The 18,453-nt window shown below is 62.3% G+C and carries 23 protein-coding genes and 1 tRNA gene; 7 read left to right on the plus strand and 17 right to left on the minus strand.

Annotated elements, in window-relative coordinates; genetic code table 11:
* Nucleotides 1-26: 26 nt before the first annotated feature.
* From B5F70_RS05225 to B5F70_RS05255, 7 genes are all read right to left on the minus strand, one after another.
* The gene (locus B5F70_RS05225) at nt 27-785 is read right to left on the minus strand and encodes a response regulator transcription factor (protein WP_087204518.1); all 759 of its coding nucleotides are present in this window, start codon (nt 783-785) and stop codon (nt 27-29) included.
* 78 nt (nt 786-863) lie between these two features.
* Nucleotides 864-1,898 carry a helix-turn-helix transcriptional regulator gene (locus B5F70_RS05230; protein ID WP_087204519.1) on the minus strand — a complete coding sequence of 345 codons (1,035 nt, stop codon included), beginning with the start codon at nt 1,896-1,898 and terminating at the stop codon, nt 864-866.
* Between the two features lie 713 nt (nt 1,899-2,611).
* Nucleotides 2,612-2,687: transfer RNA gene (locus B5F70_RS05235), tRNA-Gly, on the minus strand.
* Nucleotides 2,688-2,888: 201 nt separating this feature from the next.
* Entirely contained in the window at nt 2,889-3,347 is a 459-nt protein-coding gene (locus tag B5F70_RS05240) for a zinc ribbon domain-containing protein (protein WP_087204520.1), read from the minus strand.
* A gap of 111 nt (nt 3,348-3,458) precedes the next feature.
* On the minus strand, nt 3,459-4,013 hold the full coding sequence (locus tag B5F70_RS05245; RefSeq protein WP_087204521.1) for a GrpB family protein: 555 nt from the start codon (nt 4,011-4,013) through the stop codon (nt 3,459-3,461).
* Between the two features lie 119 nt (nt 4,014-4,132).
* Nucleotides 4,133-5,893 (minus strand): PH domain-containing protein, encoded by a 1,761-nt coding sequence (locus tag B5F70_RS05250; protein WP_087204522.1) that lies wholly within the window; start codon nt 5,891-5,893, stop codon nt 4,133-4,135.
* A gap of 3 nt (nt 5,894-5,896) precedes the next feature.
* Entirely contained in the window at nt 5,897-6,373 is a 477-nt protein-coding gene (locus B5F70_RS05255) for a PH domain-containing protein (protein ID WP_087204523.1), read from the minus strand.
* Nucleotides 6,374-6,654: 281 nt separating this feature from the next.
* Between B5F70_RS05255 and B5F70_RS05260 the strand changes: the two genes are divergently transcribed.
* A complete protein-coding gene (locus tag B5F70_RS05260; RefSeq protein WP_087204524.1) occupies nt 6,655-6,864 on the plus strand; it encodes a helix-turn-helix transcriptional regulator in 210 nt (69 codons plus the stop codon).
* Between the two features lie 82 nt (nt 6,865-6,946).
* Complete coding sequence (locus B5F70_RS05265) at nt 6,947-7,450, plus strand: hypothetical protein (RefSeq protein ID WP_087204525.1); 504 nt, start codon at nt 6,947-6,949, stop codon at nt 7,448-7,450.
* An 88-nt stretch (nt 7,451-7,538) separates the two neighbouring features.
* Here B5F70_RS05265 and B5F70_RS05270 read toward each other — a convergent pair whose 3' ends face one another.
* Together B5F70_RS05270 and B5F70_RS05275 are read right to left on the minus strand one after the other, a co-directional pair.
* Nucleotides 7,539-8,330 carry a MerR family transcriptional regulator gene (locus B5F70_RS05270; protein WP_087204526.1) on the minus strand — a complete coding sequence of 264 codons (792 nt, stop codon included), beginning with the start codon at nt 8,328-8,330 and terminating at the stop codon, nt 7,539-7,541.
* 114 nt (nt 8,331-8,444) lie between these two features.
* Complete coding sequence (locus tag B5F70_RS05275; protein ID WP_087204527.1) at nt 8,445-8,729, minus strand: hypothetical protein; 285 nt, start codon at nt 8,727-8,729, stop codon at nt 8,445-8,447.
* Between the two features lie 329 nt (nt 8,730-9,058).
* Here B5F70_RS05275 and B5F70_RS05280 point away from each other — a divergent pair, with 329 nt between their 5' ends.
* The 3 genes from B5F70_RS05280 to B5F70_RS05290 all read left to right on the plus strand — a co-directional run bounded on the left by B5F70_RS05280 (nt 9,059) and on the right by B5F70_RS05290 (nt 10,986).
* Nucleotides 9,059-9,274, plus strand: coding sequence for a type II toxin-antitoxin system Y4mF family antitoxin (locus B5F70_RS05280; RefSeq protein ID WP_087204528.1), 216 nt, complete (start codon nt 9,059-9,061; stop codon nt 9,272-9,274).
* A gap of 210 nt (nt 9,275-9,484) precedes the next feature.
* Nucleotides 9,485-9,712 (plus strand): helix-turn-helix transcriptional regulator, encoded by a 228-nt coding sequence (locus B5F70_RS05285; protein WP_241145918.1) that lies wholly within the window; start codon nt 9,485-9,487, stop codon nt 9,710-9,712.
* Entirely contained in the window at nt 9,709-10,986 is a 1,278-nt protein-coding gene (locus tag B5F70_RS05290) for a HipA domain-containing protein (protein WP_087204530.1), read from the plus strand. The genes B5F70_RS05285 and B5F70_RS05290 overlap by 4 nt, the downstream gene beginning before the upstream one ends.
* A gap of 72 nt (nt 10,987-11,058) precedes the next feature.
* Here the strand turns inward: B5F70_RS05290 and B5F70_RS05295 are convergent, their stop codons facing one another.
* The 3 genes from B5F70_RS05295 to B5F70_RS05305 all read right to left on the minus strand — a co-directional run bounded on the left by B5F70_RS05295 (nt 11,059) and on the right by B5F70_RS05305 (nt 12,756).
* Nucleotides 11,059-11,280 carry a DUF6440 family protein gene (locus B5F70_RS05295; protein WP_087204531.1) on the minus strand — a complete coding sequence of 74 codons (222 nt, stop codon included), beginning with the start codon at nt 11,278-11,280 and terminating at the stop codon, nt 11,059-11,061.
* Between the two features lie 125 nt (nt 11,281-11,405).
* Nucleotides 11,406-12,005, minus strand: a complete 600-nt coding sequence (locus B5F70_RS05300) for a helix-turn-helix transcriptional regulator (protein ID WP_158094939.1) — start codon at nt 12,003-12,005, stop codon at nt 11,406-11,408.
* Nucleotides 12,006-12,192: 187 nt separating this feature from the next.
* Nucleotides 12,193-12,756: a DUF5714 domain-containing protein gene (locus B5F70_RS05305; RefSeq protein ID WP_087204533.1), complete on the minus strand. Its 564-nt coding sequence runs from the start codon at nt 12,754-12,756 to the stop codon at nt 12,193-12,195.
* A gap of 105 nt (nt 12,757-12,861) precedes the next feature.
* Between B5F70_RS05305 and B5F70_RS10610 the strand changes: the two genes are divergently transcribed.
* A complete protein-coding gene (locus B5F70_RS10610) occupies nt 12,862-13,566 on the plus strand; it encodes a metalloregulator ArsR/SmtB family transcription factor (RefSeq protein ID WP_158094940.1) in 705 nt (234 codons plus the stop codon).
* 105 nt (nt 13,567-13,671) lie between these two features.
* Here the strand turns inward: B5F70_RS10610 and B5F70_RS05315 are convergent, their stop codons facing one another.
* From B5F70_RS05315 to B5F70_RS05335, 5 genes are all read right to left on the minus strand, one after another.
* Nucleotides 13,672-14,106: a hypothetical protein gene (locus tag B5F70_RS05315; protein WP_087204636.1), complete on the minus strand. Its 435-nt coding sequence runs from the start codon at nt 14,104-14,106 to the stop codon at nt 13,672-13,674.
* Nucleotides 14,107-14,187: 81 nt separating this feature from the next.
* Nucleotides 14,188-14,745, minus strand: coding sequence for a TetR/AcrR family transcriptional regulator (locus tag B5F70_RS05320; RefSeq protein WP_087204534.1), 558 nt, complete (start codon nt 14,743-14,745; stop codon nt 14,188-14,190).
* A 205-nt stretch (nt 14,746-14,950) separates the two neighbouring features.
* Nucleotides 14,951-15,466, minus strand: coding sequence for a DUF188 domain-containing protein (locus tag B5F70_RS05325; protein ID WP_241145908.1), 516 nt, complete (start codon nt 15,464-15,466; stop codon nt 14,951-14,953).
* A gap of 8 nt (nt 15,467-15,474) precedes the next feature.
* Nucleotides 15,475-15,855: an MmcQ/YjbR family DNA-binding protein gene (locus tag B5F70_RS05330; protein WP_087204535.1), complete on the minus strand. Its 381-nt coding sequence runs from the start codon at nt 15,853-15,855 to the stop codon at nt 15,475-15,477.
* 21 nt (nt 15,856-15,876) lie between these two features.
* Complete coding sequence (locus B5F70_RS05335; RefSeq protein WP_087204536.1) at nt 15,877-16,623, minus strand: GyrI-like domain-containing protein; 747 nt, start codon at nt 16,621-16,623, stop codon at nt 15,877-15,879.
* A gap of 418 nt (nt 16,624-17,041) precedes the next feature.
* Here B5F70_RS05335 and B5F70_RS05340 point away from each other — a divergent pair, with 418 nt between their 5' ends.
* Entirely contained in the window at nt 17,042-18,325 is a 1,284-nt protein-coding gene (locus B5F70_RS05340) for an ATP-binding protein (RefSeq protein WP_087204537.1), read from the plus strand.
* Nucleotides 18,326-18,453: the final 128 nt, after the last annotated feature.

The following is an 18,453-nucleotide window of genomic DNA, read 5'->3' on the forward strand; positions in this document are numbered from 1 at the left end:
TCGATGACCGGCGGACGGGGTGGCCCTCACGCCTCCGCAAGCTTGAAGCCCATGCCCCACACGGTCTTGAGGTAGCCGTCGGTTCCCGTGGGCTTGAGCTTGGCGCGAATATTGGAGACGTGCACGTTGATCGTGTTGTAATCCGCAGCGTACGGCTCGCCCCACGCGGCCTCGAAGAGCTCCGCCTTGCCAAACACGTGCTTGGGGTGCGTCATGAGCGCCTCGAGTATGTTGAATTCGATGCGGGTGAGCTCGACGGCCGTGCCCGCCACCCAAAACGCGCGGGCATCTGGATCGAGCTCCCAGTCGCGAAAGCGCAGGATGCGTGCGGGGGCGCCGACTTCGCCGTCATCGGCTCCATCTCGCGCGTCATCTGCATCCGCCGCGCCGAAATCGACCGCGGTGGCCCGGGCGCGGTGCCTGAGCTGCACCTCGATACGCACCGCAAGCTCATCCAGATCAAATGGCTTGGTGAGGTAGTCGTCCGCCCCGAGCTTCAGAAGGTCGATGCGGTCCGCCGCCGCCGTGCGGGCCGAGATCACGATAATCGGAACCGTCGCGTCGCGCTTGCGAATAAGGGCGATCAGGTCCTCACCCGCAAGCCCAGGCAACATAAGGTCGGAGACAACGACGTCGAAGGCAAAGGGATCCGCACCAATCAGCAGACGAGCCTCGCTCCCCGAGAACGCCTGCGCGCAGCTCATACCGCAACGCGCCAGATGCGTCGCGACGATCTCGTTGATGTCCGCATCGTCCTCCACGATGAGCACGCGCGCATCGGCCATGCCAACCCCCTCAAACGCCCCGGTCCCCGTCGGCGGAAGCATACCAGAAGAGACGGACCGATGGATTGCCCGGTGCAGCTAGCGCTCGCTGTGCCCGAAGGCCTCCCACAGCAATGCGACGATGCCGCAGAGCATGCCGCCGATGGGCCAGGCGACCCAGAACCACATGGCAGAGGTGCCCTCGGGTGTCCAGCTATCCATATCGGGCGCCGTGAGGACCGGAGCGAACAGCAGCGCCAGGGCGATGATGGTCGCAGCGATCATGATGGCCCCGCAGACGGCCTCGAGCTTCCTGCTGCGGCGCTTCCGGTCGAGCAGCGCCGAGCGCATGCTCTCGTCGACCTCCGCCGCCACGATGTCCTCCACCTCGAGGTCGTCGGCAACGGACTTGTTGTAGGCGGCGACGTTGGTGCGTCCGAGCAGCATGCCCGAGCGCGCAATCCACCACACGCCGAGAGCGATGAAGAACAGCAGGAAGAACAGGGCAGCATTCTCCGCCATCGGCTCCAACATGATGAGGCAGCCGATACCCGCGAAGATGAACGCGATGCCGGCAATGAGGCCCGTTGAGAAATCCCGGCGTGCCTTGGCGCGGTCGTCCTCGGTATAGAAGTCCTCCACGTACGGATGCGCCCTCTGAAACGCCGCATGCTCCATGCCGGCGGGCACGAGAAACGCCAGGCCCACCAGCACGCCCGCGAGGACGATGATCACAAAGAGCCCGTCGCGCGCGCCGACCGGGGCGAGGTCGTGCGCCCCCTCAAAGAAGAGGCCTATGGCGATACCCACGAGAATGGCCGCGATACCCGCAGGAACTTTCAGCGCCATCATGCGCTGATGCTCGTCGTAGCCGCAGACATCGGTAGGCGGGCCCGCCGGGATGGTGGCGGCGGCATCCGGCGCGGCGCGCCCGGTGAGGTCTCCCGTTACCAGCTCGTCGAGCGAGCATTCGAAGATCTGGCAGATCTTGAGGAGCTTGTCCATCTCTGGCTGGCTCTTTTCCGCCTCCCATTTTGTGACGCTCTGGCGGGACACCCCGAGGAGCATCGCTAACTGTTCCTGGGTCATATGGCGCTCGGCGCGCAGGTGCTGTAAGTTATCGCGGAAACTCATGGCGGAGCCTTTCGGTCGGAGCCGGGCGCGGATCCTCACAGGAGGGGCCCGGCCGGTCGTATCGTCTGCCGGCACCATGTAGTTTAGGGTGTCACAACGCCGCGCACCACCAACTGGCGGTGCGCATTTTTGCCCATCTTTTGGCAACCACGAGGCGCCCGCGGGTTGCCTTTCGCAGGTAGACGGTGCTGTCTGCATAGGGAGCCAGAGATTGGCACCACTCGGTCAGCACCTTGGCGAGCGGGATGCGGGCGCCTCTCCCCTTGCCTTTGCCCTAGCGCGTGCAGCGCTGCGGTGGACCGCCTCTCCCGCCGAACGCGCTGTTTTGGCCGCCTCGCGCCTTACCGCCGCCGCAACACGCGCTGCGACGGCATCGAGCCTCTGCTCGATCTTGGTCGCCGGGCGCCCGCTGTAGGTGCGCTGTCCTCTACTCGCCAGCGCGACGCCTCCGGCGATAGCCGCCACGCCCGGTCCGGGCAGTACGCAAAGCGGAATACCCGCCACGGCGTGCGCCGCCCCCGCCGCCATCTGCACGGCACCCTTTGCCTTGACGAGGGGAGAAACAATCCGCGTTGTTTTCCCGTCTTGCGCTTTGGACACGCCGCATCACCTCTGAGCGACCTCGTATGCGTACCATGGACTGCCTATACCCAGCACATACCGAACGCAAAACGCAAAAAGGGCCGGCGTTGCCGCCGGCCCTGACTTGATGATGGAGCGGACAACGGGGCTCGAACCCGCGACCCCAACCTTGGCAAGGTTGTGCTCTACCAACTGAGCCATGTCCGCACGCGAGGGATTACTATACGCGTTTTTTTGCGGAGCGCTCCCCTCTCCCGAGGTCTCCACAATTGGCACCCTGCCGCCGGCGCCGGCCCGACGCCCTGCTGCCCCACCCCGTAGAGGAAGTCGCGTTTAGGCCCCCTCGGGGACTGAGAAGCGGGCTTAAACGCGATTTCCTCAAGAAGCGGGGAGCCTACGGCCGTACCGCTACGACGCCTCACTCTCGCGCCAACGCTTGAGCGTGGGCAGCACCGCACCGAGCAGCGACGCGCTCTCGTCGACCGTCCAGCCCATGGCCTCCGCCATGCGGGGCGCGCAGTCCTCGATCATGTCTTCCATCGTGGTCTCGTAGGTATAGGAGCCCCCGTCGTAGCACCATCGGCAGAAGTCCTCGGTCTCGGTGCCATCCGCCTCATGACCGTGCTGGTCGGGGGCGGTGAACATCATGCCGCAGCTCTGGCAGTAGTGCTCCGGCATCTCAAGGAGCTCGGTGATGGGGACGTCGAGCTCGCGCGCGATGAGTTTGGTCATGTCGATGCCCGGCGTCGTGGCACCGCTCTCCCAGCGTCCCACCGCCTGACGCGTGATGAACAGGCGCTTCGCCAGCTCTTCCTGTGTTAGCCCGCGCTCGCGGCGCAACCGGGGCAGCACGTCTTTGATGGCCATGGATCCTCCTCGCTCCTGGTGTTCGCTGCGAACATTATCGGATGGGCGCGCGTCGCGCAGCAAGCAACAGGTTGTTGCATCAGCCCCGGCATACCAAGGCGACTGCTCGCCTCACCCGATGCCTGCGTGCTGAAGGATCGTGGCCACGACCTCTGATTTGGCGTCGGCGTAATGCTGCACGTATTTCCACTGCCTGCTGGCAAGGGCGCGTTTGGTTGAAGCGTAGAGTTCCCGATCGTCCGCATGCGTCCTCAGCCAGTCGCGAAAAGCGACCATCCGCGCCGCTTCGCTGCAGCCCTCCGAGAACACGTGCAGGTTCACCTCGGGGTCCGCACCCTTGAACATGCGGTGTTCGTACCAGTCCGGCTCCCGTATCCTCAAAACGTATCCCGCCCGCTCAAGCTGGGGTACATACGACGGCTCGTCGGCGGCGTCATCCACCAGAAGCAGGATGTCGATGATCGGCTTGGCGCAGAGCCCCGGGACGGACGTCGAACCCACGTGCTCGACGGATCGAGCGCGGCCACCCAGTGCCAAAGCGATCCGGCGTCTCTCCCCCTGGAACTGCTTTGGCCAGCTTGCATCGTACGCGCTGAGAACGACGCGCCCGTTCAGCTCCCGCGCACCGCCCACGCTCACCTGACTAAGATACTCATCTGACGGCATGCCGATCCCCCACTTCGTTCGCTATCAACCGGCATGGTACCGCCATTGCAGGCGAGACGGTAGCTCGTAACGGCGGCACATTCAGGGGCATCAGAGACACAGGGGGCTTGTCATCGGCGTTAAGATGCGTCGCTGGCGCGGCGGTGCGGACGACTCCACGTAAGGATCTCTTCGGCATCGTCCACAGAGACGTCGCGCAGGACCAGATCGCCCAGTGCGGCAGTCCTCGCGACACACGTCGCAACCCGTACCCGGCGCTGAAACGGGGACTCCGAAGCCGTCACATGCTGCAAACGGGAGCGGGGTACCACCTCGGTCCAGCGCTTGATGCCTCCTACGACCATCACGAGGCGCGTGCGGTCGTGCCCGATGCGGCTGTCGCGATACCGGAGCACGGCTCCCATCACCATGCGCAAAGCGATCGCGACGCCCACCGCGCCGGACAACACGATAAGCGCCTGGCGCAGAGTGGCCCACGGCTCCCCTAGCGGCAGAGCGCCTCCCGCAAGCGCGCACGAGCCCGCAAGCACCGCGGCAAGAAGCACCGCCTTCGCACTCGTGCGGACCGCCAGCCGCCGCGCCGCCGCTCGCGGAAGCCGCGCCAAATCCGACGCGTGCGGGGCCCCGGTAAATTCGGGGACGATGGCCTCCAAAAACGCGTCGAGCTCTGACATGCGGATAAACGGGTGCAGGACCATGCCGTCCGCAGTCGACGATTCGTCCGATGAGCCGATGCTCCCCACCACCGAAACCCGTACCTCCGCATAGCCCAAGAGCTGGCGCACCAGTCCCTGTCGGATGCGGAGGGCCTGGATGCGCTCGGAGGCCACCGCATGCGACGTGCGGCCGAGCAGCCCGCGCTCGACCGTGATGCGCCCGCCCCGGCGCTCGGCGCGGTACCCCGCGAAGCTGATCAGGCTGATAGCGAACGAGATCGCAAACCCTATGATCAGCGACAGCGCGAGCAGCAAACCCGCTACCGCGACGAGCAGAGCTATGGGGAGCGCCGCGATATCCCCGGCCGCCTCCGAGAGGTTAACGAGCCGGCTCTCCTGCAAAAAGTTGATGCCTTGAACGATGAGGATGAGAAACCCCGCCGCTTGGGCGATGACGCGCGTCTCGGTGAGCGCAGCGAGCACGAGGCGAGCGGGCGCCAGCGTAACGCAGGCATCCGGCGCCTTATCGGACGCATCGCAGGCAGGGGCAGGGTCGACTGGCGAATCGCCCGTCGCCTGCCGCGCGAACATGCCCTCGACCGCAGGGGCAAAATCCTGCCCCGAAAGCGCCGCCGCCTTGCGCCGGAACAGCTCCTCGCGCAACGCCTCGGCGACGCCCGCCTGCAGACCCTTGATGCTCGTCACCTGGCCCTCGGTATCGGCGGCACCCGTGTCTAGGTCGAGCGTCATGATCCCCAGCACGCGTTCCATCAGGCTCGAGGACATGTTGACGGTGTGGATGTGCTCGTAGGGGACCTGCAGACGTCTGGCGTTCACCAAACCGCTGCACAGCATGATGCCCGCATCGGTCAGCTCCCAGGTGCGCGTGCGCCACGTCACCACCGCGCCCACCACGCTTGCGGCGATGAGCAGCACGGCGGCGGCGGCGATACCGGGAAGCTCCTCCACCACGTTGCCACCGATCACCCTGACGATCGCCACGAGCGACACGCCCAGGGCGACGCCCAGACCGCTCACGGCGCCCGTCACGAGCGAGAGCGGGCTACCGCGGTGCACGCCTTCGAGCGCCGGGTGCGGCGCCTCAAACAACGATCGCTCCGGGTTCGCCATGCGCTCGACATCGTGCCAGCGTTCGCTCTCGCGATGCCCTCTCGCGGCGTCCTCACAACGGCCGTCCGCCGCATTCTCGCACTGCGTCCCCATAGCCTACACGTCCTCTTGGGCAAGCCGGGCGAGCTCGGCCACGCGGTCGCGCAGACGATTTGCGTCGGCCTCGTCGAGCCCGGGAATCTCAAAGCTCTCGCCCGCCGTAGAGATGCGCACCGCCGCCAAGCCGTGCGCCTTGAGAAACGGCCCCTGCCGGGTTTCGACATGCTGCACGCGCACGAGCGGTACGATGACGCGCTTCTTGACGAAGACGCCGTGGTACAGGTCGACATCGGTGGGCGTCACGTCAAAGCGCCATGTGGCATACTCCACGCGCGGGCTGATCGCCATATCGGCAAGCTCGATAGCGAGCAATGCGCCGCACACGGCAAGCGGGATGGCGAGGGGGCCGTTGAAGTGGCACACGATCAGGGCGACAACGGCGCCCGCCGCCACGGTTCCCGCCATGAGCGCGAGCGAGCTCGCATACCAGACGCGCAGCATGCGCGGGTCCAAGCGGTGTGAGGGATGCTCCATGGGCGGCCTCCGCTCCTTGGGGGCATTCGGGCAGTGCTTCTCTTAAGGATGATAGCACCCCCCCCCGAGCGGAAGACAACCGCAGCACCCAAGGGCGACGCGCCGCCGCTCATGCGCGCCGTCCGCTTGCAGCACACGCATCGTTGCAGGATGCCTGCAGGACCGCTAAGGACACCGGTATTTTGCAAAGTCTGCTTGTCATTATTTGCAAAGTATACTATGCTTAAGTTGCAAAGCCCGCTTTGCACTTTGCAATCCGGATGCACGGGAAAAGGAGGACTATGAGGAGCCGTATCCGCGAACTCAGGCGAGCGCAGAAACTCAGCCAGGCAGAACTCGCCGAGGCCGTTGGCACGACGCGCCAGACCATCACCTCCATCGAGGTGGGCAAGTACACCGCGTCGCTCCCGCTCGCCTACAAGATCGCCCGCTTTTTTGGACTCACCATCGAGGAGGTCTTCGATTTCTCCGAGATCGACGAGGACCTGTAACCGCACGCGCAATCGCCTGCACGCGTCGCCTCGCCAGATTCCATGCGAGGGCGCCCCGACGCGCCATCAGAGAGGAGCAGCCATGAAAACCACCATCGATACCCTGCGCAAACACGCCAGCACACGCCTCCGGCGCGAAACCATGTCTGCCGCAGCCATCTGCATCGTACTCGTCACGGGCGGCGCGCTCACCGCGACCGAGAGCCTGCCCGCACTCAGCGGCACCACCAGCACATCGGCCTTTCTCTCCGGAGCGGTGATGGGCCTTTGCGCTGTCGCCGCCGTGATCACCATCAAGAATATCGTCGATCTGCGCCGCGCGCTTTCCGACGACCGGGCGCTGCGTCGTCTCTACGCCAAGGAAAACGATGAGCTCCAGGCCCATATGGAGCGGGAGGTCGCGCGGACGTTCATCCAGATCATGCCCGCACTCGCCGTGGTCGCCATCTTTGTCGGAGCGCTCGTGAGCCTCGAGGCCATGGCTTCAGCCGCCGCAACGCTCGTGTTTCTCTCGGTAGCGCTGCTCGTCGTGAAGGCCGTGTACAAGATGCGTCTGCAAAGCGAGATCGGTGATGCGGCGGAATAGCGGACAGGGCCCCTCAAGTCGCAAATCGAGCACTCCATTGCGCCCACCCCTGCAGGTATCTCCGTGCGGAGGCGGGCGTTTTCTACGGCTATGCCAGGTACGCCTCGAGCGCTTTGACGAGAAACTCCGTCGCACCCGCGCCGGCGGCGCCATCGTAGTGCGCGCGGAAGCGGTCGTCGGCGAGATACATCTGCGCCAGTCCGCGGTGCGCCTCGGGCGAATAGCGACCCGCGCCCCAATGGCCCTGAATCCACCGCGCGTGCATGCGTGCGAGCTCCATCGCCTCCGCACCCGCAGGATCGCCCGTCTCCATGGCGAGGGCGAGCTGCCGGTTAATCTCCTCCCCCAATCGCTCCAGCGCATCCCACTCGCCGCGCGATGCGGAGCGCATCCGCTCGTTCGCCGCATCCACCGCATCGTCACCCCAGCGCGCTCGCGCCTCCTTGCCGTACGTACGCTCATTCGCCGCGATCTTCTCGCCCTTTAGCGCCTCAAAGGCGTCGCTCTCGTTCATCTGCTCAATCCTTTCCAAGGAGGCAATCGCCGCTTTCGTGCGGTCAATCGCCTCGTCCAGTGAATCCCTCTGCGCGCTCAGAGTGAGGAGGTGCGCATGGAGCACGTGACGAAGATCTCCCTCTGCACGAGCCAGCAAACGGTGAATCGTCGCCACCGACAGGCCGCACGCCCGCATGGACAAGATGCTTGCGAGGCGCTTCGCATCCCGCGCGGTGTACACACGATAGCCATTCGCCGAGCGTGAAGGACACAGCAGGCCCTCTTCCTCGTAGTACCTGAGCGTCCGAGCGCTCACGCCGGCGAGCTCTGCCAGCTCGCCCACAGCATAGTGCACGTCATCGCCCTCGGCCTTCGCTTTGACCATGTCGCACCTCCTTGCGAACATAGTGCACCTTGCCGTGGCGGAAAGGTCAAGGGGCGATTACGCCTTACGACGAGTGCCCCGCGCAGATCACATCCATGCGCTCAAAGGCCGCGGTCATGCGAGCCAGGCGCTCGCCGCGGGCATATCTCCCGCCCGCACCGAGAAATCGACATCCCCGTGAAGTCGCCCGGAATCTCGCCCGGATACCACCCAGGGAACAAGACCGCCCATCAAAAACACGCTGCCGGCAAGCGATGGCTCACCCAAGATCCGCAGCGCCACGGCTTTTGCCTGATAACAGGTAACGCCGCGCGGCGCATCAGCACCGAGCCGGCTCGAAGTATCGTTGTCCATGGGACCACGGGCGTCACGTAGGCGCGTCACGTCATGCTGCTGCACGATGCATCCTCTCTCCGATAAGGGCGCACGAAACCCGGGGCCCTTGCCCCGCCATGCAGCCTTTTTGCGTACAAGCTGAATCGGATTTAGAGGATGGTCGTCACAGATGCCTCCCGACACAGGGAACAATAGCCCCATGCTAACACGAAAACGACGGGACGGCGCCCCCTATAGAGCAGTTGTGCTACTCGCCAGCGGCAACTCCTCGAAACGTCCGCGTTTTTTCGCGTTCGCATATGTTCTCAAGAAAACGTTCTTGATTTATGCGTTCGCATAAATCACACTTACATACGGCTGGTTTTTTGCGTTCGCATAAACTGGAGGGATATATGCCGGCAATTCTCACCTCTCGCGAGCTTGGAAACATCATAAGGACCGAACGGAAACGCCAAGGGCTGACGCAAGCGGAGCTCGCCGGACTCTGCGGCGTCGGCATCACCTTCCTCTCCCAGCTTGAGAACGGCAAGGAAACCGCCGAGTTAGGAAAAACACTTACGGTGCTCACGACACTTGGACTAGACGTTTTCATAGAAAGGAGGGGCTAATGGGAGACGCTCTCAACGTTTCTTTGCTCTCCTATCGTGAACCGCATGTCGTGGGGACCGTATGCATTCACTCCACATATAATCTTACGTATATGTAATCTTTTAGCTGAGCAGCGCATATTCTTACCTATAGGTAAGAATCATATCCCAACTATACTATTCTTACCTATAGGTAAGAATAGGAGGATTGCCATGGCACGATGCGTACCCATGCAGACGGCTCCGATTTTTCAAGCGAGCGATCTCGGCAACCTACTTAGAGCACGACGAAAACAACTCGGATACACGCAGGAACAAGTCGCCGCATTCATGGGCTGCAGCCCTCGCCTTATAGGAGAAATGGAACACGGCCGTGGTACTGTCGGCATTCAAAAGATCCTCGACCTTGCCAACGGCCTCGGTGTCGATATCTTTGCGATACCAAGGGGGCAGCGATGAACGTGCTTCATATCTTTCGTGAATGGGAAAGCGCATACCAGCTCGTCGGTTCGCTTGTGTTTTCGCAAGGTGAGCTTCGGTTCACATATGCGGATAGCTATCTCTCCTCAGCAGCCGCACGTCCCATTTCCCTCTCCTTACCCCTACAGGATGCGACGTTCTTTTCGAACGAGGCGGCACCCTTCTTTTCGGGCCTTGCACCCGAAGGCGATATGAAGCGACTTCTCGCCGAATCGATTCATTCGAGCTCATTTGCCGTCATGCTCAGGCGCCTCAACAACGAATCAATTGGTGGTCTGATATTCAATACGGAACCAGAGGTGGAAGATGAGCACGCTTCTTACCGGCCCCTCGAAGAGCTTGATTTGATTCGCTTGCGCGACGAGCCTCGTACAACGGCGTTTGAAATGAGCATGAGCTCTCGCCTGTCACTTTCTGGCGCTCAGAGCAAGGCGGGGCTCTATTGTGCCGAGAGCACGGCGGGCCGAACCTGGTATCTTCCCGACTCGACTGCCCCCTCCACGCATATTGTTAAAACACCCCAAAAGGTCTTTCCCGATCAAACGCTTAATGAGGCGCTGTGTCTCGAAACAGCAAGGCGATGCGGTTTTGACACGGCAGATTGGGAGCTTTTGAATCTGGATGGAGGAGAACCGCTGCTTGCCGTCCGTCGCTTTGACCGCACGTTCCCCGATGATCCGGATAAGCACATCAGCGGCCTGCCCGCCCCTAGACGGTTGCACCAAGAAGACTTCTGCCAAGCATCGCTTCTCATGCCCGAAATGAAATACGAGCCAACCGGTGGTAATTACGCAAGTCGTTGCGGGACGATACTTACCCGTGCTTCGAGCAATCCGTTTGGCGATCGCGCGTTCTTCTTGCAAGCTCTGTATTTCGACTACCTTATCGGAAACTGCGACAACCATCTCAAGAACCATGCCATGCTCTGGGACGAGACCTGGAGTACTTGCGAGCTGGCGCCGCTGTACGACATCACTTGCACGACCATCTACCCGAGCGTCGAGGCCGAAATGGGCGTCTCGCTTTGCCCGAGCCGCAAGATCTTCAACGTCACCCCTCATGACATTGTGAGAACCTCACAAGCTCTGGGTGTTCCTCAAAAACTGGGCGAAAGCCTGTATAAAGAGCTCCACGCAAACTTTCCCAAGGCCCTTGACGCGGCTGCGAACCATCTCGCTCAGCTTGGCTATAACCGCACCGAGCGCCTCGTCGAACATATAAGAAAAGAATTCTCCGGCAAAGTGCAGCTATAAGACATGCCGGCGCTTCATATGAGCGGCCGGGGCATACCGTGTCGAGCATATCCCCGGCCGCGGTTGAATGTGCTACTCCCTCTCGAGCAACTGGCCCATCGCGATGGGATCATGAGCATCGAGTGGCGTGACCACCGGTTTGCCGTCGGCATCGACCAGGACGGTGATGCCGCTGCCGCCCGTCATGTTGGATGACATGAGCAGGTAGTTAACCCCGGTCTCGGTGTCGACGATGATCTTTCGGACGTTGGTCACACCCTGCGAGTAGACCTCGACAAAGCGCTCGTGTGCCATAGCGGTTCCTTTCTGCGAAACGGTTGATGACAACTATCGTTCAAACATGTTTGATTGATGCCACGGTGAATGCTGAAGGCAGCGGGCCGCACCGAGGCGACCGCGCGCATGCGCTGGCTGTGGGGCTAGGCTCCGAGCAGCTTCGAGATGATGCTCGCCGCTCCCCACCCGCAGCACAGCCCGATGAGCACGGCAACGATGGTCTGCACAATGCGCCGAGCGACCCAGTGCTCGCCGGCGCGCTGGTTGTAGCGACAGCCGACCTCGGGGTCCTCACCCGCGAGGTACGCCTCCACCGCCTGATAGGCGAACAGCTGGTTGTCGTGTCGCATCTTATCGATGAGAAACGCCGCGACCATGGCGGGAACGAGCAGCGCCGCCGCGGGCGCCGCAATAAGCACCAGGTCAAGATCCAGCACGATGCCCCCGACCACCCACGCCACGCAGGCGAGCCCGAATGTCGCCATGACGACACCGAGCCGGCTCATCCTCTTCGCCCCAGCCTCGAGCGCCTCGCGTCTATCATGAGCGTCATCCCTGGCCAGCGCGTCGATGCTGACGCCGAAAAGCTCGCTCAGCAGAAGCAGGCTCTGCACATCGGGGTACGTGCGATCGGCCTCCCAGTTGCCGATGGTGTTCCGCGTCACGAAGACCGCCTTCGCGAGCTCGCCCTGGGACATTCCCAAGCGCTCGCGATGCTCTCTGATGCGCCGTGCGAGTTCCACGCGGCTCCCTCCCATTCAGGTGGTATCGGACCGCGCCTACGGTACCATCTTCTTGCGTGGGCAGAGGCGAGGCAGAGTGAAAACGCCCTGCCCAATGTTTTGGGCAGGGCGCTGAGCTGGTGCGTTGTATCTTTGATGCCAGGCTCCCCGTCTTGCCGCCGCGTGCGGCAGCATGCCGCGCGACGGCTCAGGCACCCGGATGATACGGGCAGGCTCCCTGCAGACAGGTGCTGTTCGCCTCGAAGACTGAACACGAGGGAATCGCATCGCCCTCAGCTAGATGCGTCCCCAGCTCCCGGTTGAACCATGGCACCGCCGCACGAACCGCGATGCGCGCATCGCGCTTGCAGCACCGCGGCGCACCGGCGCGCGCAATCCGCTGCAAGATGTCCGCGACCATGAGCTGGCCCTCGCTCCATCCCTCACGCCTCAGCGGCGCGTTGCCCGCCATGATGGCGAACGCCATGCCGCAGGACGCTGCCGCACCGCACACACCCCACTGGGCGCACGCCGCACCCGGCACGCAGGCGGCGCGGCGCTCGAGCTCGGTAAGGTCGTTCGTGAGGGAATCCCGCGCAGCCGCTCCGTCTTTGCCTGCGAAAGAGCACGTGAGCAGCGCTGCACCCACCAGCACGTGGTGCACCGGACCGAAAGCCGGGCACTCGTCGCTACCCATCAGCACCTCTAGCAACTCGGCGGGGTCGTTTCCCTCCCACGCGAGACATGCGCTCTCGATCCACGCAGCTTCCATCGGCACCCTTTCTCTCGTTCCAAGGCTTGGGCTATAGTATATATCGATATTCGTCAATCTATTATATTAGATTGATAGTCATCGATACATAAGGAACGTGAGCCCATGGAGCGGAGCACCCCCGTTGTCGCCTTTATCTGCACGCATAACGCATGCCGCAGCCAAATCGCCGAAGCCGTGGCGAGAACGTGGGCAAAGGACGCCTTTATACCGTGTTCAGCCGGAACGAACCCTGTTGCGAGCGTCAACAACGACGTCCTGCGCATCCTGCGCGACCGCTACGGCATCGATGCCTCGCAGCAACGTCCCAAGACACTCGCAGAACTTCCGACCGTCGACTTCGTCGTTACCATGGGTTGCGGCGTCGCCTGCCCCGCGCTGCCGGCACGACACCGAGAGGATTGGGGGCTAGAGGATCCCACCGGCAAGGGCGACGCGGCGTTTCTCGCCACGATCGACACCATCATCGAGCGCATGCTTGATTTGCGGGAGCGCATCGAGACCGGCGCCATCGAGGGCAGCCCCGAGCTCGTGCGCCGCAGGGCGGCGCGCCGCCTTAAAGCGCTTGCGGACCCCACGCGCCTGCACGTTATGCAGCTCCTCGCGCAGCACGAGGAGCTCTGCGCATGCAAACTGCTTCCGCATCTTGGCATCGGCCAGCCGACGCTCTCGCATCACATGCGCCTCCTCTGCGAGGAGGGCCTCGTCATCCCCCGCAAGGACGGACGCTGGATGCATTACCGCCTCAGCCGGTGCGCACTCGACACGGTGCGTGAGACGCTGAGTCTGCGTCCGGAGAGACCTTGCTGATCAGTTATGAGCTATGCCCATATGGTGCACAATAGCTCGTTTCGAAAGAGGGCTAACCGGCCTTTCGCCCTCCGCGCATAAGACCGTCCCCATACCTCTCCCTGCCTACGCCGCGCCGCCCCGCGCATCGGCCAGCTTCGCCTTGCCGAAGTTGCAGCCAAACAGCAGGCCCGCCAACAGGAGCGACGCACCCAGACCGGTGTAGAAGACAGCGATGAAGCGCTCGGGCGCGACACCGCTTGCGCGCAGTGCGATGCCGCCCGTCATCATCACCGCCATGATGAGGAATGCCTTGGTGTCGAAGAACTTGAGAAAGAACTGGCGCTCCTCAAGATAGGAGCTGATGCGGTCGGTGTGCTTGTGCACCAACCGGCCGAACACAAACTGCTGGAAGACGCCGAAGACCGCCGCGGATAGCAAGACGTTCACGACGGTGAGGTGAGCGGGGTACGCCGCAAGGCCGATGCGCAGAATGTTAAACCCGGCGGCGCTCCAAACGACGCAGGCGATCAGCAGAAGCGTGTTCCGTTGCACGGTCATGGTCATTCTTCCTTTCAATCAGCTGCCCCCGACATGAGATGCCACACTTGCGGCCTCTCGCCAAGAGCGTCGCATGCATGGCTAATACAGGACTCTGCGCACGATCTCCAAAACGGCACCGGAGTCGTACTCCCCGCGCATCATGGCGGAAACCATAAGCGAGAGGATGGTGTCGGCAAGCCGCTCGACCGTGAGCTGGTCGGTAAACGCGTCCGCACGGACGCCGGCGTCGCTGCGCAGCACGACGCAGAGCTCGTCTACGATGTGCCGCCACACTCTCGCCATCTGCTGCTTTCCGCCCGCTTTGCCCTCCTGCATGAAGCCGAGGGCGTGCAGGGTAAAGAAACCCGGGTAGCGCTTAGAGCCATCTTCCAGGCGGTCGTACATCCACGCAATGCATGCGAGCGTGTCCCGAAAAGCCGCGGCATCGCCCTGACGATGGAAGATTTCGTGCCAGACGCTCTCCACCGCAGCGGAGATAAGGTCCGCCTTGGAGTCGAAATAGTTGTAGATAGACCCCACTGATACGTCACAGGCTGCGGCGACGGAGCGAATGCTGAGCGCCGAGATACCTCTCTGGCGAATAAGCTCACGGCTCGCTTCGAGAATATCCTCCCGTGAGGTTACGATCGTGTTCACGCGCCCTCCCCTCCGTCGATGCCCCGTCTTCAAACTGAACGCTGTTCATATTACAGGCTAAGCGCGCCTTGGCAAGGGGTGCCACAGAAACCTTTCAAAGATACGGAGGGAGCGCCGGGCTATCTTCGCGGTGCTTTGCCTCGCCGTAACGCCAGGGAGCGCATCGTCTTGCCGCCGGGCGTTGCACGGGCGATGCCCCGCATCATCATCCCGCCTCGGTTAGCAGCCTGGTGAGATTGCGCACGAAGCGCTCACGGTCCTCAGCGGTAAACGCTGCGGGGCCGCGCGTGCGGCCTCCGGCGCGGCGCACCTTCTTCTCCTCATGGCGAATGAACAGATCCATGTCGATGGTCGCCTTTGAATACACCCTGCCGCGCACCCCGATGGCGGAGCCGCCGCGTCCGAGCACCATACTCGCAAGACCGATATCCTGGGTTATCACGACGTCGCCCGGCTGCAGGCGCTCGACGATGGCGAAGTCGGCGCTGTCGGCCCCCACGGACACATCGAGCACCTCCACCCAAAAGCCGGCGTGCGCGGCATCGCGCCCGCGCGCGTGGCCGGCATCGCGCGGGTCGTCTGAGCGGATGTGCCGCTCGAGATTCTGGGTGGTATTGCCCGCAATCACCACGGGGACGCGCGCGGCGCGGGCGCACCGCAGAGCCTCGCGCGTGACGGGGCAGGCATCGGCATCGATGTAGACGATGCGCGAATCCATCATCACACCCCCTAACCAGCAAGCTCGCGACGCACGCGAAGAGACAGCGTCGCAACGACGAGCTGATAGCTCATGTGGCAAAGGCTGGCGACAAGGTCCTCGGGCAGACCGGCGTCGAGGTCGACCGAAATCCAGGTGCGCCCATCGGAGTAATAGCCGGGCAGCACCGCATCGGGGTACTGCGCGCGCAGCGCTAGAATGCGGTCGGGATCGCATTTGAGCGAGAGCAGATGACGGCCCGCATACGGCGCCTTGGCACGCGGAGACGCCGTGAACTCGCAGGCGAATTGCTTGCCGCCCACCCAATACACCATCCAACCCCATGTCTCATGGAGCGCCTTCGAAGCACCGGGGCGTGAGAGCAGTACCTCGTCAAAGCATTGACACGCCATTAGGTCCCCTCCTCGGTATCGTCAGACCATCTTCACCGGATGGCGGATGACGGTTCGCAGCCGCTCCGGCGTCGTCTTGCGCGGGTCGCCCAGATACAGCTCGTGATGGAGGCGCACCTCGGGTACCGCGCCATCCCGATCGAGCGCATCGAGCATCGCCCCGGGATCGAAGGGAACCGTCGCCGCGTGCCCCGCGGGCGACTCCCCGCCCTCAGCGATATCGACGGCAAGTCCCTCGCTTGCTACAAAGGCCGAGAGCACGGCGATCGTCTCCGGCTCCGTATCGTAGGGCCCCACATGCAGCATCTGGACACACGGGCCCTCGGCAAAGCGCACGAGGCGCAGCTCTCCGGCATCAAGCGCCTCGGCGAGCTCCGGCTTCTTCTTCGCAGCGTCTGCATGCACGCGGTCGAGGACCTCCGGCGTTACAAAATCCGGCTGCCGTATAAGGGAAACCCATGAGAGAGCACCCTTGTCCGCAATTGAGGCGCCATCGAAGGCGCCCGAGCCAGCCCACCAGAGCCCTTCAAGCGGCGGCACCACATAATCGAAGTACCCCTCCGGCTGCCATGTGCCCTTTTTTGACATCTTGACGGTATACGAGAACGCGTAGAGCAGACTCAGCGCGCGTTGATAACGTCCGCCTTCCTCATTGGGGTCGCCCGAGCCTGCCACGGCGGCAAACGTCATCGCGGGCACATCGACAAGCTCCGGCTTATCCTTAGGCTGGTACAGATCGCGAAACGCGCGCTTGAAGTCATACGCCATGTGACCGCCCCCTCGCTTGCTATGGGATGCTCAGTATAAGAGAACATTTGTTCGTTTACAAGAGAAGGCCTGAAAAACTTTCACCTCTCCCTGTCACCTTTGGGCGACGTACGACCGCATCGTCAGCGTCCGCGACATCACGAGCGTGACCGTCGGCGATGTGGACATTCTGGTCGATGCCACATGGCGCCCTACCAGGCGACCTCTCCGCCGTACGAAAAACGGGAACCGCGCGCCGTGCTCTACGACATAGTTGAGCCGGAAAAGACTCCTAACGACGGCGGTCCTAGCAACTCGTCCGGCGCCGCTCAAAGCGATTCTCCCATCCACTGCATGGTCATCCTCAAACCATGTCGAATATATTCGACAATAGTTATACAATTCTGTCGGATATATTCGACAGAAAGGCTCGCGCCTCATGAACCACACCACGCTGAAGCGCATCATCTTCGACCAGCATGAGGTCATCCGCAACACGCGCATCATTCCACGTAGATACGAGCTCGACCCCGAAGCAAACTACGTCATCACAGGCTTGCGCCGTGCGGGGAAATCGACGCTGCTCTACCGCGTAGTGCAGGACCTTGTCGAACAGGGCGTAACCTGGGAACGCATCATCTATATCAACTTCGAGGACGAACGCCTCGCCGATTTCTCCGTAAACGATTTTCAAGACATTCCGCTCGTTCAAAATGAGCTGAGCGACGAGCGCGGCTATTTCTTCTTCGATGAAATTCAGAACGTCGAGCATTGGGAAAAATTCGTCCGCAGGCTTGCCGACGCTGGAGAGCGCGTATACATCACAGGCAGCAACGCCACGATGCTCAGCCGGCAGATTTCCTCAACGTTGGGAGGCCGCTTCTTCCCCCTGCACGTGACCCCCTTCCGCTTCGATGAATTCCTTGATGCGAAGCAGCAGGCGCACTCCCCCGCCGCGCTCTATACAACGCGCGAGATCGGCCGCATTGTCCGACACTTCGACACGTTCTACCAGCTTGGTGGATTCCCCGAATCGCTGCGCTATGCCTCCCCGCGCGAATACGTTGAAAACGTGTATCAAAAGGTGCTTCTGGGCGATATAGCGGCCAGATACAACGTGCGGAATGTTGACGCGCTCCGCGTGCTCATGAAGAAGGTCGCCGAAACGGTGCGTACTGAGGTTTCCTTTTCGACACTTCACAACACGTTGAAGAGCATCGGCTTCTCGATTTCTAAAGACACGTTGATCGCATATCTCGGATATGCGCAGGAGGCATACCTCCTCTTCAACATTACCAATGCCACAGCGAAATTCGTCGAGCGCGAGGGAAGCCCCAAATACTACTTTTCTGACAACGGGCTGCTCAACCTGTTCATCGTCGACCGCGAGACAGCCCTCCTGGAAAACGAAATCGCCGTTGCCCTGAACGATCGCTTCGGAACGGATCTCCACTATGCCAAATCTTCGAAAACAGGCATCGACGTTGATTTCTACCTGCCCGAAGCGAAGCTGGCGATACAGGTCGCCTACTCAATCGCGGGGGAGGCGCGCGAGCGCGAGATCAGCAATCTCATCCGCCTGGCGAGAGCGGATACCGCCATCAAGCGGCTGGTCATCGTCACCAAAGAAGAGGAGGAGAACATCGAGCAGCAGGGGATCTCGATTGAGGTCATCCCGGCCTGGAAGTTCCTGTTAACGCTTGGCGATGGTGGGAACGGGTGACGAAACCGACCTTACTCCTCCAAGCTGCAAATAAGGTCGAGGCAGACGGCCTTGAGCTGCGCGGTTCCGGAATTCTCGCCCCTGCACACCACGGGCAGCGCCTGCCTCTACGCAAACTGCAACCATCC

This window comes from Collinsella sp. An268, from assembly GCF_002159765.1.
In the GTDB taxonomy this organism is placed as follows: domain Bacteria; phylum Actinomycetota; class Coriobacteriia; order Coriobacteriales; family Coriobacteriaceae; genus Coprousia.

Coding starts and splice junctions, on each gene's coding strand:
- B5F70_RS05225 (WP_087204518.1), bottom strand. CDS start 785: ATGGCCGATGCGCGCGTGCTCATCGTGGAGGACGATGCGGACATCAAC.
- B5F70_RS05230 (WP_087204519.1), bottom strand. CDS start 1,898: ATGAGTTTCCGCGATAACTTACAGCACCTGCGCGCCGAGCGCCATATG.
- B5F70_RS05240 (WP_087204520.1), bottom strand. CDS start 3,347: ATGGCCATCAAAGACGTGCTGCCCCGGTTGCGCCGCGAGCGCGGGCTA.
- B5F70_RS05245 (WP_087204521.1), bottom strand. CDS start 4,013: ATGCCGTCAGATGAGTATCTTAGTCAGGTGAGCGTGGGCGGTGCGCGG.
- B5F70_RS05250 (WP_087204522.1), bottom strand. CDS start 5,893: ATGGGGACGCAGTGCGAGAATGCGGCGGACGGCCGTTGTGAGGACGCC.
- B5F70_RS05255 (WP_087204523.1), bottom strand. CDS start 6,373: ATGGAGCATCCCTCACACCGCTTGGACCCGCGCATGCTGCGCGTCTGG.
- B5F70_RS05260 (WP_087204524.1), top strand. CDS start 6,655: ATGAGGAGCCGTATCCGCGAACTCAGGCGAGCGCAGAAACTCAGCCAG.
- B5F70_RS05265 (WP_087204525.1), top strand. CDS start 6,947: ATGAAAACCACCATCGATACCCTGCGCAAACACGCCAGCACACGCCTC.
- B5F70_RS05270 (WP_087204526.1), bottom strand. CDS start 8,330: ATGGTCAAAGCGAAGGCCGAGGGCGATGACGTGCACTATGCTGTGGGC.
- B5F70_RS05280 (WP_087204528.1), top strand. CDS start 9,059: ATGCCGGCAATTCTCACCTCTCGCGAGCTTGGAAACATCATAAGGACC.
- B5F70_RS05285 (WP_241145918.1), top strand. CDS start 9,485: ATGCAGACGGCTCCGATTTTTCAAGCGAGCGATCTCGGCAACCTACTT.
- B5F70_RS05290 (WP_087204530.1), top strand. CDS start 9,709: ATGAACGTGCTTCATATCTTTCGTGAATGGGAAAGCGCATACCAGCTC.
- B5F70_RS05295 (WP_087204531.1), bottom strand. CDS start 11,280: ATGGCACACGAGCGCTTTGTCGAGGTCTACTCGCAGGGTGTGACCAAC.
- B5F70_RS05305 (WP_087204533.1), bottom strand. CDS start 12,756: ATGGAAGCTGCGTGGATCGAGAGCGCATGTCTCGCGTGGGAGGGAAAC.
- B5F70_RS10610 (WP_158094940.1), top strand. CDS start 12,862: ATGGAGCGGAGCACCCCCGTTGTCGCCTTTATCTGCACGCATAACGCA.
- B5F70_RS05315 (WP_087204636.1), bottom strand. CDS start 14,106: ATGACCGTGCAACGGAACACGCTTCTGCTGATCGCCTGCGTCGTTTGG.
- B5F70_RS05325 (WP_241145908.1), bottom strand. CDS start 15,466: ATGATGGATTCGCGCATCGTCTACATCGATGCCGATGCCTGCCCCGTC.
- B5F70_RS05330 (WP_087204535.1), bottom strand. CDS start 15,855: ATGGCGTGTCAATGCTTTGACGAGGTACTGCTCTCACGCCCCGGTGCT.
- B5F70_RS05335 (WP_087204536.1), bottom strand. CDS start 16,623: ATGGCGTATGACTTCAAGCGCGCGTTTCGCGATCTGTACCAGCCTAAG.
- B5F70_RS05340 (WP_087204537.1), top strand. CDS start 17,042: ATGAACCACACCACGCTGAAGCGCATCATCTTCGACCAGCATGAGGTC.